The sequence below is a fragment of the Lutispora sp. QWL-02 genome, from assembly GCF_058315355.1.
Genome location: NZ_CM177762.1, coordinates 4,402,883 through 4,416,158, shown reverse-complemented (window position 1 = coordinate 4,416,158; position 13,276 = coordinate 4,402,883). Strand labels below are relative to the sequence as shown.

General features: G+C 45.1%; 6 protein-coding genes and 1 other annotated feature (1 of these 7 only partly in view). Of the genes, 1 reads left to right on the top strand and 5 read right to left on the bottom strand.

From position 1 onward, the window contains the following. Positions 1-188 (bottom strand) — a binding site (T-box leader); it reaches 31 nt to the left of the window's first position. Positions 189-239: 51 nt separating this feature from the next. The 5 genes from AC4HCY_RS20740 to AC4HCY_RS20720 form a co-directional block, all read right to left on the bottom strand. Next, positions 240-1,445 (bottom strand): PKD domain-containing protein, encoded by a 1,206-nt coding sequence (locus AC4HCY_RS20740; RefSeq protein ID WP_491095072.1) that lies wholly within the window; start codon positions 1,443-1,445, stop codon positions 240-242. A 438-nt stretch (positions 1,446-1,883) separates the two neighbouring features. Beyond that, on the bottom strand, positions 1,884-3,395 hold the full coding sequence (locus AC4HCY_RS20735; protein WP_491095071.1) for an AMP-binding protein: 1,512 nt from the start codon (positions 3,393-3,395) through the stop codon (positions 1,884-1,886). 6 nt (positions 3,396-3,401) lie between these two features. Further along, complete coding sequence (locus AC4HCY_RS20730; protein ID WP_323434024.1) at positions 3,402-3,644, bottom strand: acyl carrier protein; 243 nt, start codon at positions 3,642-3,644, stop codon at positions 3,402-3,404. 517 nt (positions 3,645-4,161) lie between these two features. After that, positions 4,162-5,424 carry an MBOAT family O-acyltransferase gene (locus AC4HCY_RS20725; RefSeq protein ID WP_323434023.1) on the bottom strand — a complete coding sequence of 421 codons (1,263 nt, stop codon included), beginning with the start codon at positions 5,422-5,424 and terminating at the stop codon, positions 4,162-4,164. Between the two features lie 16 nt (positions 5,425-5,440). Continuing rightward, positions 5,441-6,499 carry an SGNH/GDSL hydrolase family protein gene (locus AC4HCY_RS20720; RefSeq protein WP_491095070.1) on the bottom strand — a complete coding sequence of 353 codons (1,059 nt, stop codon included), beginning with the start codon at positions 6,497-6,499 and terminating at the stop codon, positions 5,441-5,443. A 512-nt stretch (positions 6,500-7,011) separates the two neighbouring features. On the opposite strand from AC4HCY_RS20720, the gene AC4HCY_RS20715 reads away from it, so the two are divergent. Then, the gene (locus AC4HCY_RS20715) at positions 7,012-13,266 is read left to right on the top strand and encodes an IPT/TIG domain-containing protein (protein WP_491095069.1); all 6,255 of its coding nucleotides are present in this window, start codon (positions 7,012-7,014) and stop codon (positions 13,264-13,266) included. The last annotated feature ends 10 nt before the right edge of the window (positions 13,267-13,276 follow it).

Sequence of the window (13,276 nt, the reverse complement as noted above, 5' to 3'; positions counted from 1 at the left end):
CAAGTTGAATAGATATGCAATACATATCCATCCCTCTTAATGCCTATAACGCAGGCAATGCGGACAAACTTTTCATTTGCAGCTCGGAGGATGGGTTCAAAGGAAATAATCTTAGAAGGCTTTTCAGCCAGTGGGCCTTCTTCTCTTTCAGCGTCTTTCCTTTTACTAGTTCTCGTCATAGCTTTAAATATTTATGATAGATTATACATTACAAAGCATAAGTTGTCAAATCGTTTTTATTATTTCATATCCTCGGAATTGTCGGAAGTACCGGGACTGTCCTGGGGCAGCTCGGGCTTCTCCAGCACCTTAAGCTTATAATTGCAGGGCTGGCTGCCGGCACCTCTGGTGTCCTGTACTACTAAGGAAACGCTATAATCCCCGGGTTCAGCGAAGATATAATTAAGGGACTCTCCATCGGAATTGAGCACTACGGTGCCGTCCCTCTCCACAGTCCAGAGCCTTGATTTGATAGCATCGACCGGGTCCGGATCAGAAGATTCATCTATAAAGGTCACCTCATCCCCTGCATAAATTTTATTTATGCTTATAGAGAATTCCGCGATAGGAGCGTTATTCTTTTTATCTGCAGCATGGGGATTTTCTCTCCCTGATCCTATTGCAGGAATAGCCTTTTTTATCAGGAAAAAGCCTCCTCCCAGCAAAGCTGCAATCAATACAAGGGATGCGATCAATCTGGGCCAATATATGACGTATCTTTTTTGAGCCTTTTTTATCTTGCTTCTTATCTGATCATCCAATGAAGCACTCCCTATAAAGGTCGTATAAAGCAAGGTTTTCTTAAAGTCGTCATAAATCTTGGCCGCTGACTCATAAGAACCCTCCAAAGCTTTGGATACAATGGGCGATATAGCCGGAGGCAGCGCATCTCTGTCCCTGATGATATCGCCGTCGGGGCTGTTGGCAAAAATACAGCATATAATATGTCCAAGCCTCTTTATAACCGAGCTTAAATCTATATCAAGCTTGCTCTTGTCAAAGCAGAAGAGATTATTAAAGCTTAAATACTTTCTGTTTATGACGGATAAATTATTTAAGTCGGAAAGAATATATTGAATCAAAGGATTGAACTTTTCTATCTCCATAAATTTTTTCAATAACTCTTCAGTGAGAAGCATCTTGTCCGCCAAGGTGATGCTGTGCTTGGAGAGGTGCTCCTCCAGGGATATTCCGGCAACCATGGGGAATAAGACATAGAACTTTTCATCTATCTCAAAAGAATCCAGCAGGCTTTTGGGCGCACTGCCGCCGGATAAAAAGCTGCTCTTGACTATATTTTTGATATCCTCATCGGAAAATTCGCCAAGGATGAATTTCTCTTCACTATCACCGGAGGTAATGCTGCATATGTAAATCGATTGTAGCTCATCTGAATATAGAGTATCTATTACTTCATATTTGCTTTTTATGATCTTTTGCTCCAACTTATTCACCTCCAAACTATATTATTCTACATGAAGCAAAATTTTCCTCCACAATACTCCATAATTTGCATAAAAAAAAGGCACCCTTTTGGGGTGCAATACTGAGTGGGGTTAACGATTGTGTCTCTAACAATGTGAGACTTTCAGGGGTTAAATACAATTTTATTATATTATATATAGCATTAATATGCAATAGACATTATAAGAAAATATAGAAATGATGTAGATTTAGCTTATATTATTTGACAATAATCAAATATCATACTTATAAAACCACTGAATTTTGTGAAATGAGCATATTGAAACATAATAAATCAAAATTTGCGGCATACGCATATATATGAAAAATAATGAATGAAAATGCATTTAAGGTTCCCGTCCCCCCGTCCCTAGAGGAATCCCCTAAAATCCTGAGTTCTGAGCCCTGAGTTCTGAATCCTAATACAGCAGCCGTCTTATAATCTTTCCGCTTTCCGTCTTGGGCAGCGCATCTATAAATTCTACAGCCTGAGGTGATGCAAAGGGTGAAACTCTGTTTCGCACCAGAGCCCGGTACTCCATCTGGAGCTGAGGCGTCGGCTCACAATTTTCCTTCAAAACCACGAATGCTTTTACCGCTTGGCCCATCAGCTTATCGGGGATGCCTATTACGGCAGCCTCTGCCACAGTAGGATGAGTCATCAATATGCTTTCGACTTCGAAGGGAGTCACCAGATGCCCTGCTGTGTTTATTACATCATCCTCCCGGCTCATATAGTAGAAATAACCCTCATCATCTCTATAAGCCAGGTCTCCGGTGATATACCAGCCGTTTTTAAATTTGCTCAAATACTTTTCCCTGTTCCCCCAATAATCCAAGAACATTGAAGGCCAGGAAGGCATTAATGCCAAATGCCCCTTCCCTCCGGGAGGCAAAGGATTGAAGCTGTCATCAAGTATCTCCGCCTTTATATCCACCAGCACCTTGCCCATAGAATCATCGCCTTTTCTCGGGAAACTGCCGTCATAGCCGATGATTATGCAACCTGTTTCCGTCTGAAACCATTGATTATGTACGGTCAAGCCCAGGTTTTCCTCAGACCAGCGCCTTACCTCAGGATTTAAGGCCTCACCGGCGCTGAATATCTTCTTCAAGCTTTCGAGCTTGAATGCCTTTGCCTTGGTCGGGTCCTCCCGCATAAGCATTCTCAGCAAAGTGGGAGCCGTGTACCAGATCTCTATATCATATTTGTCCAAAAGCCCCAACACTTGATTTACCCTGTAGCCGGGCTCAGACACCAGGATATCTGCACCTGTGCTGAGAGGGCCCAATATGCCGTAAGAGGTGCCGGTGACCCAGGCCGGATCAGCAGTAAACCAGCATTTGAGACCGGGGCGCAAGCCTACGATATCCTTTGAAGTTTGCCAATGGCTGACTATGGCGCCGTGGCGGTGGACCGCTCCCTTGGGCTTTCCTGTGGTGCCCGATGTATAATGAATTATCGCATAATCCTCATGGGAAACCGGTGCAGCTTGAAAATTCGGCTCCATGGCAGCAAGCCTGCTCCTGAACCCGCCTTCTCTGTCTACCAGGATGTGAGGCAAATCTCCAAGATTCTCTGCCAATCTGGACTCAGCTGCTATCAGCGAACCCTGGCAATCATCGAATCTTTCCTTTACGGCATCGGGGCCGAAGGAAGGAAAGAGGGGGCAGTAGATTGCTCCAAGCTTAAAAATGCCCAAAATAAAAAAGTAGGTTTCAGGGGAGCGCTCCAGATATATAAAAACCCTGTCACCCTTTTTTACGCCGAGGGAAAGCAGCAGATTGGCCGCTTTATTTGACATGACATCAAGCTCCCTGTAGCTCCAGCTTTCCTCTCTGCCTTGCCGGTCCGCATACAACAGAGCCCTTTTATCCATATTTTCTACGTTTTTATCAAATATAAAATCTGAAATATTGATAAAAATCACTCCTTGCTACTCGTTGGCCTTCTCTTCCAGCAAAGCAACGATTTTATCTATTGTATCAGCCTCTGCATCCAATATCTCGTAATCCTCAACTCTGGTGCCGAAGGTGTTCTCCATGAAGAACACCAGCTCCAGGATTCCGAAGGAATCCACAAGGCCGCTGTTTATCAGTGACTCATCATAACCCAAGCTCTTTTTGCCCTTAATAATATTCTTCAACAAAAATTCCTTTATAGCTTCTTTTTTATCCATTAAGCTCAACCTTTCTAAAATTAATTGCGAGTGCTTGGACCTTATCTGCAGCTCATATCACCTTAGTCGTGCTGGCTGATAACGATTGCCAATGCCCCAGGGCACCTTCTCTAACAAACCCTAAGTCCCTTCACGATGCACTCTTCTATCAGTCAGGCAGCAGGTTAAATTAGGTTACTGCAGTAAAATCAAATATAATTTCCCTTCCGTGCTAATCCGTGAAAAATTCAGTGCCTTTCAGTGGTTTCCGTCCCCCCAGGACCCATAAGGAATTCCCTAGAATCCTGAGCTCTGAGCTCTAAAATCCCACATACTGAAATCCGGTGCCAAAGTTGCCGAAAGACAGCACCGCATATAGCATTATAAACAAAATTGCAGCTTTTATCCACTCATTTTTCATGATGATTCTCCAATCTAAAAATAAATGTATAGAAAAATCCGTGTTCCCCGTTCCCCAGGACCCATGAGGAATCCCCTAGAATCCTGAGTTCTGAGCTCTGAACCCTGAGTTCTATGCTTAGAAGCCAGCGGCCAGTAGCCTAATAATAATCTTTACCGATGTATCCCACCTATATATGAAGAACGCCCAGCCTATGCTGATGAACAAAAATGTCAAGGCCGCACCGGCCCAATAAACGGCTTTGGACTCTGACATCCACCCCAGCAATCTTTCTGAGCCGTATTTTTTCAGCATATCCGAATATATCCTATACACCGAAAGTCCTGCACCCTGGTAGAGACCCCATATCAAAAAGCTCATGGTGGACCCGTGCCATATGCCTACTGCAGCCATGGTCACCAATTGGCAGACGGTGTTGATAAGCCAGGGGTGGCCCGGGCCCACCTTTCCCATCATAAGCTTGCCCAAAGGCATGAACAAGTATTCTCTCAGCCAGGAGGTCAATGTCATATGCCAGTTCTGCCAGAAAAGAACCAAATTGGGCTTCAAGTAGGGCTTGTTGAAATTCTCCGGCACCTTGAAGCCGAAGAGCCTTCCCAAGCCTATTGCAATATCCGAATACCCGGAAAAATCATAATAAACCCTTATGGAATATAGGAAAAGCACAAGCCAAAGGATGGGCCGTGATGCTTTCAAAATATCGGGAGCCAAAGCCCCAATGAGAGAACCCGTCTTGTCAGCTATTATAAACTTCTTGAACAGTCCGGTGATGATGCGGGTGATGCCTGCATCCACATCCTCTTTGGCAAGAGGCGTACCTAATGCTTCAGATAAATTCTTTTTAAAGCGGCCGTAGCGGTCTATAGGGCCTGCGGAAAAGGTGGGGAAGAAGAATATGAAAGCAAAGAAGCTCAATGGATCAAGCTCCTTTATCCTTCCCCTATGGGCATCTATCAAAACATGGAGAAATTTGAAAGTAAAATAGGAAATTCCAAGAGCCTTTACCTGCATGAAGGAAGGCAGCTCATTTTTCAGGACCGGATATTTGAACAATGCCAGGGTACCCAGTGAAACTAAAATACCCAAATACAAGAGCAGCTTTTTCAGCTTTTTATCCTTTGTCTTAAGCAGCATCCCGGCGATTGCATATATGGCTATGGTCAAAGCCAATGTCAGCAAAGCAAAAACCGGATGGCCGTACACTGCAGCGAAAATAAATCCCCATAGGATGAGCGCCGCAGAAGCAGCGGAAACGGTTTTTTTGCCTTTATCTCCTTTGCCGCGTTTGCTGCCGTAGTAAAGCAGAAGGCCCGTCGCCGTAAAAAGCACTATGGAATGTATAGGCAAAAACCTGATCAATAATTTTATACTCTCTATCAATGTCAATCCCCCTGCTCTATTCCTTCAATTCCGGAAACTTTTCTATGACAAAATCATACAGCTTATCTGCTACGATGCTGTCCCCTTTTTCCTTCAGATGGCCTCCGTCAATGAAAAGCCCGCCAGGCACCGCGTCATTGAGGTCCAGCACCGGCACGCCGTAAGGCTCTGCCTGCGACCTAATGACCTCAAGCAGCTTCTCATAATACCCCGGCTCATACTTTTGTGCCAGGATGCCTTGGTTTATAGGGGCCACATAGATCATCAGAGGAACATTCTCCTCATTGACATGCTTGCAAACCTGGCCTATGACATCAAAATACCTGGTGGATTCGCCAAAGGGGATGCCGTAGAATTTCTCCGTGATCTTTACATCCCCTATCTGGACCTTCATATGCCTGTCATTGGGATAGGGAAGAGGTGTGCCTGCGGCCTTGGCCTTGAGGCCCTTGATATACTCTGCATAGAATTCATTGTACCTGTGGAGAGGCACCAGGTTTCCCCGGAGCTCACGGGATATGAAATATGCATTTTCGTTGTTCATCTTCAATATGTTCCTGTAAGCGCCTGCCAGGCCGCCGCCCAGGCTCAGGTCATAGCTTTCCGGAGAGTGGGGGAATACCCAATTTATCTCGGTATAGCTGCCTGCACCCATCTGCCATATGATCAAATCCGGCTTGTAGGCCGCTGCCTTTTTTATGCGCTCCATGGCATATACGGACTTGGTGCCGCTGCTGCCGAAATTGAACACATTGGGCCTGCCGTCCTCGCCATATAGCTTTTTATCAAGAAGCCCTCCTATGGAGTCTTCATATTTGACGTAGAAATCTTCCACAGTAGAGTCGCCGATCATTATGATATTCTTTTTATTGCCTTCAAGATACTTGTTTATCCAATGTCCCTTCATGGATAAATCCGGCATCCTGTCATATTTGAATAATCTGCTGTTATCCTGAAAAATAGTATAAAAGCTTCCGATATTGTTGTATATGTATTTGTTTATAGGCACAAAGACCAACAAATTAGCCAATATATATATGATCATCAATTTATAGATAAGACCGAATCGTTTCATTATATATCCCCTTTCCAGACCTGCTAATAAGTATATGTGCCGCTCATACGATTTTTCTAAGCCTATTTCGCTGAGAGTTGTTAGCAAAATCAATACAAATGGCCACTCACGCATATAAATATTCGCTTAAGCAATAAAATAGACACACCTCAGTGCAAATCCGTGGGAGAATCCGTGCAAATCCGTGTTCCCCGTCCTTCTGCCTCAATTCCAATAAGCCAGCTTTAAAAACATATTTATGACTTTTCTTTATTTCCATCATTATCACCACTTCGCGGAATTGTTATAGCTATTATAGCATATCAGCGGCAAATAAACCTCCGTGAAAATCTGTGCTTTGCACCCTGAACCCTAATTTATATTTTATCAAATAGGTCCTCTTGATGCATTAAATTCTTATGACATCTATGATATAATGAAAATATTTCCACTAAGAATTTTGGTTAAAAATGCCGAAATATAAATATAGGGCCTAGACCCCGCAGATATACTAAAACTAAGGAGTGAACAGCATGCACATTAGAAGAATAAAAAGCAAAGCAGCTATAATACTAGCTTTTATAATGATATTCAATCTGTTGCCCCATGAGATCCTGAGGGTCCATGCCTTTGATCCCGGGGAATTCTGGGTGGATAGCGTGACCATATTTAAAATATATGACAAGGACAGAAATGCGGTGCAGCGCAGGGTGCTGATCACGGGAGGATACCTGAAGGATGCGGACGTGGGTATTGTGACCAGCGAAGGCTATAAAAGGCTTACCAAGAGGACCGATAATACCGAAGGTCTGCTCCAGTTTGACATAGATGATAATCAGCTTGGCAACTCCCTGCGAATAGAGGGAAAGGAAATATTATTGAACGAAGATGAAATGCCTACCTTGACGGGAGTAAACCGCAGGGTGGAGCAGGGAGCAGGCAATCTGATACTCCAGGGCACAAAGCTTAATAATATAATGGACAAAGCCAACATCAAGGCAGGCTATGAGCATAAGGGAGCTTATACGCCTATGGATGATACCAAGTTTAATAATCCTTCACAAGTTACCATAGAAAAGCCTACAGGCGCATTAGGCCTCCAGAATATAATATTTGAGAAAAGCGAGCAGATACCCGATGTATATTTCAATGCTAAAAACCCTTCTGTCAAGGTTAATGTGAACATTAAATATACATATAAGGATCAGTTCAGACTGTATAAAAACATAAACGTATCTAATCTGCGAATGTACCCCAACAGAGGGCAGAAGGGCGACAGGGTATACTTCGAAGCCGATGCGGGTACGCTGGATTCCTATGATGTATTTTTCCTTAAGGAAACCAACGGCACCGATCCTTACACAAATAGAAACAAAGGCCAGAATAAGACCTTTCAGCAAAACATAGAAGGCAAAGACATCCTTACTGTCACTGTACCGGATATAATAGAGGGAGAGTACTATGTGGTGCTCACCAATGCGGTAGCTTCCAACATGGACCCCATGCTGGAGGTAACTCAGGAGAAGGTTCTGGACGAAAAATTCACCGTGATAAACGCAAACATAAAATCCAGGATAATCAGCATCAATCCCAAGACGGGACCTGATACAGGCTCCAAGGCCACCATATCCTCCCAATTCACCGGCACGCTGAACATACCGGAATTCGTGCCTGCCACCGATGACAAGACCTACAGCTTTTCTGACGGCGACAGGGAATTGGTTGTGAACTATGTTTACGGCACATATAAAAATGACAGCTCAAGCAAATATGAAGCGGTCAGGAAGATCAGGATAATAATAGGAGACAAGGCCACCTTTATGAAAAAAGCTCCCGGTGAACCGGACTCGAGCTTTACAAAGGACCTGGACATCATAAACATCATGACTGCCCAGATCACCGATGCGGACACCAATCCCGTAAAGGACGTGGTTATAGAGACAGAGACAACAATAACCAGGCTGTCTGATAACAGCGTTGTCCAGACCATAACGGAAAGGGCGGTGCTGACCAAGGGCTATACCTATATACCCAGCAAGGTAGAGCCTATGGTGGACAGCATAACACCGGACAAGATACAGGTCATAAAGACCAATGATGATAATTATAAGACCACTGACTCTAAAAGACTGATGGCTATATACGGCAAGAATTTCATGGTACATAAATATGCAGACTCCACGGGTAAGGATATAGTGAGATATCCCATAATAGAGCTGGGGCCTGATATAAAGCTTGATCCCAATAATCCGGTACAAAAAGAGATACTGGAGATGAAGGTATTAAATTCCTATGGAGAAGAACTGGACGGTTCTGCGGGAAATGAAATAGGCACCAGAATACTATTCTATCTCCCTGCTGATTTGGGGCCCATAAGCAACATAGGCAAAACCTTCATAAAGGTTACAAACCCCATAAGAAACTCAATGGCTCCCGGATTGGTGGGCACCAAGGTAGACGGAGTGGAATTCGTACTGGTAGAGGACAATAAAAACCCCATAATAAGCGGCGTAAACCCGGATACCGTAGCGGTAGAGGGCGGCGTTGAAGTAAAGGTCACAGGAAATAACTTCATGAGCGGAGTAAGGCTTTTCCTGGACGGAGAAGAAATAAAAAATATAAAAAGAGCGGAAGACGGCAAGGAAATAACCTTTACTGCACCAAAGGGGAGAGAAGGCACCACCCAGATAATGGTCATGAATCCGGAGGGCGGAGCTGCCACATGGCATTTCAACTACGTAAAGACCTATACAAATCCCAAGATATTTGATTTTGCGCCCAAATCCGGCAATACAGGCACTCTGGTGGTGGTAAAGGGCGATAACTTTATTCCACCGGACCCGACGGACAAAACAGAGTTGAAGCATAAGCTTATAGGCACCAGGATACTCCTGGGAGGCATAGATATAAATGACTATGGACTGGACAGCAATAAGAGGATAGTTCTCAAGCCTTATGAGGACCCATCGGGAGATCCCGTCATAGACATAGCGGCTGCAGGAGGCCTGACTTCCATAAAGGTGGCCCAATATTACCATTCCGTAATGTTTGCGGACGCGGACAACAATTATTATACCATCACCGTAGATGGGGCAGGCAGGATAAGCTTGAGCGACGGAGTCCACAATACTTATACTCTGAAGCTTTCGGGAAACCAGGTAAAGGCCGACAAAAAAGACGGCTCCATATATGACTTGTCTTCGGACAAAGAAGGCATAACCATATCCGACGGAGCAGCCCCCATACTCTCGCTGAAGATGGTGACTCCCTATAAAACCGATGCGGAGGGAAAGATAATAGGCAACAGGGTAAAGGTAGTGGACAAAAACACCATATACTTTACAGTGCCTGCTCTTCCTGCCGACGGATATTATGATCTCACCGTGCTGAATCCGGATACCAAGAGGGATGATAAGAAAGGCACCAGCGGCTTCTACTACTTCGCCCACCCTCAGAGCAAGCCGGAAATACACAAGATCGTGCCCGGCGAAGGTACTACCGACGGCGGCTATGCCATAGATATAGAGGGCAATGACTTTATGGATATAGGCATAGACAAATCCAAGGTATTTATAAACGGTGTCCAGGTACCGGCGGCCGATATCCAGGTAAGCCCCAACGGCAAGACGATAACTGTAAAAAGAGTGCCCAAATACCCGGGAGACCTGTTTAAAGAAAAAGGGACCAACCGGTATGCGGTGCCGGTAGTGGTGGTAAACCCTGACGGCGGCAGCGTTAGCCGGGAAGGGGGCTTCACCTACCTGGTGCCTACCAGTCACCCCAAGCTGGTAAAGATCGTTCCGGCAAAGGGTACTGCCGCCGGCGGTGAAGTGGTGGAAATCACCGGCACCGACTTCCGTTTCTTCGAACCCTATGAGGACAGCAACAGGGACGGAACGAGAGATGCCGACGAAGCTTTCACCGATATAAACGGAAACGGCAAATGGGACAGTGAGGCAAACTATGATGAATGGATACAATATGCAGACATAAATCATCCAAAGTTTGAAAAATACCTTGATTCCCCCATATTGCCCAAAGTATTTTTCGGCGATAACCTGGCCAAAATTGTGGAATTTTCCCGCGGTTACCTCAAGGTGATCACTCCCGAGGGAGATGCGGGCAAGGCCGAGGTATATGTAGTGAACAATGATGCGGGAACCTCCGATAAGCTCAACTATACCTATGAAGCTTCAAACCCCAAGATCACCAGGATATTCCCCAAAGTGGGCAAGATGCAGGGGGGAGACACTACGGAGCTTTTAGGCTCCGGCTTTGCCAGGACTGATATGGACATTTACAATGGCAGTACGGATGCTTCCGGAATATCCTTATATGATGTAAAGCAAATGGCGGCGGTAAGATTCGGAAGCCTTACCAACCGCCATATAGACAGGGAATTGGACAACTCCGGAAGAATAGACTACAAAAGGGCAACGGTAAGATTTGAGATTAACAAAATGAGCTTTGAATACGATGCCTCAGGCAGCAATACCAAGCTCACCATGAGCAAGGTCGTGGATGACAAGATCTTCAAGGCGGTCATAAACGGCTATGACGGCACCGTAAAATATATACCTCTAAAGCTTATGGAGACCGGCTCTAAAGAGAAATTTCCGGGGACGGGCCTTGTGAAAGTGGAGGTAGATGATGGAAGGCTCCTCATAGATACGGGTTATTCGGAAAATGTGAGATATATTGATTCAACCCAAATCTTTGTAACGGTGCCTACCCATCACACCATCGGGAACAATATACCCGTAGAGCTGATAAACCCGGACAAGGGAAAGGCTGCTATAGCTTTTGAATACATGAATCCTTACGATTATCCGGTAATAGCCTCTATAGAACCCATAAACAAGGTGCAGAAGAACGGCTTGATAATAGACTATGATGACAATCCTTCCGATGATGATGAAGAATATTATACCTATGTATCCGTCACCGGCGGCGTGCTTTTGACCATTAGGGGAAGCAACTTCAAGAGGACTGCCAAGGTATATCTTGATGACAAGGAACTTCAGATACTGGACAGGAGCCCTAACGGCGATAAGCTGCTGGTAGTGATACCGCCTGGGGATGAAAGCCAGATAGGATTGAAAAAACCTATAACCGTGGACAATGGTGACGGCGGTGTTACCAGCACCAGGGAGCCCGGTGATTATTACAAGATGAAAGCCCCCTACTTTGTAAGGTACCAGAAAGGCCTCAGCGGCCCTAAGATCGACAGCGTCATACCGGATAAGACCTCCAGCAGGGGACAGAACATCATAACTATAATAGGTATGGACTTCAGACCCGGTATAAAGGTATTCATAGGAGGAGTGCCTGCAGAAGTGGCGGAGCTTCAGGGCACGGAAAGGATAAGGGTGAGAGTGCCTCTGGGACTCATACCCGGCAAAGCCTCGGTAATGGTTCAAAACGCAGACTATGGTGCCGATGAGAAGAAGGATGCCATAACCATAATAAGCTCTCCCGAAATACAGGACATACTGGATGAGCAGGGAATAAGCCTGAGCCCCAGAGTCCTGGATATGACCGGGGGTCAGAACATAATACTGCAGGGCATTGAGTTTCAAGAAGGCGCCCAGGTCATATTCGGCGGGGAAATAAAACTCAAAGCAGAAGGCGAGTCCGGGATACCGGGGACCAATATCAAAGATGAAGAGGTCTATGTAGTAGGAGGCACTGCCGGCACAGTGAGCAAGGTGGAAAACGGAACGCTCATCCATGTGACAACACCTGCCATGCCGGAAGGAGATATATCCATCATCGTTATAAATAAGGACGGGGGAGTATCGGAGGAAATAAAGATACAAGTAATCCGCCCATTGCCGGACAAACCCTCAGGCGTCAAGGCACAAGCGGTGGACGGTGATACGGTAAAGCTGGAATGGGACGGAAACGCTCAGATGTACCAGATATTTGCTTCCTTCGGAGAGAAGAACTCTTCCAAGGAACTCAGTGAATACAGCTATATAATTACAGTGGAGCCGGAAAGATATGACAAAGAAAAGCTGAGATACTATGTCAGAGGCCTTGCGACGGATACCTGGTATAGATTCAGGATATACGCCGTCAATGACTTCGGAGTGTCTCTTCAATACGGTCAATCCAACAGCGTAAAGACTCCCGACACCATACGCTCCGAGGCCAAATACAATGATGAATATATAAACCCCGCTGGCAGAACGGACTGGACTGAAAGCACCAAGGATAAATTCATATACAACATCGGTGAAAAAAGCCTTAAGGCAGGCCCTCAATATTATCAGATAGAATTGAGGAACAAAAATGTGGAAGCTTCGGCTTCACGCATGATAAAGATACCTGTAAACCTTGTCCGCAGCTATGACAAGTATTATGCGGTCTGGGACAAGGATGTATCTGTAAAATTTGACACCAAAGCCTTGAGGACCGGCGAAATAATGAATATAAGCGATAAGGAGGATGCGGCTGCTGTATTGGAAATATACTCGCCAAAGGGCCAAAGATATGATGACATCGCATTGCTCTTAGGCAGCAGAAATAAGCCCATAAAGCTCATAGGCATAGGCTTCAGACTGGAGAACAAGGACAAGACCCAGAACATAAAGCAATTCACAGAGCCTATGGAAGCCGCTATAGTAATAGACTCAAAATATGCCGATAAAGAAAACCTGGAACTATACTACTACAATATACCGTCTAACAAATTGGAAAAGGTAAACTTCACCAAGAAATCCGGTGAAGCCGTAATAAATGCAAAAATCACCAACCCCGGAGAATATGTGATAATCAGCCGCTAGAGAACAGAAA

Coding starts and splice junctions, on each gene's coding strand:
- AC4HCY_RS20720 (WP_491095070.1), bottom strand. CDS start 6,499: ATGAAACGATTCGGTCTTATCTATAAATTGATGATCATATATATATTG.
- AC4HCY_RS20715 (WP_491095069.1), top strand. CDS start 7,012: ATGCACATTAGAAGAATAAAAAGCAAAGCAGCTATAATACTAGCTTTT.
- AC4HCY_RS20730 (WP_323434024.1), bottom strand. CDS start 3,644: ATGGATAAAAAAGAAGCTATAAAGGAATTTTTGTTGAAGAATATTATT.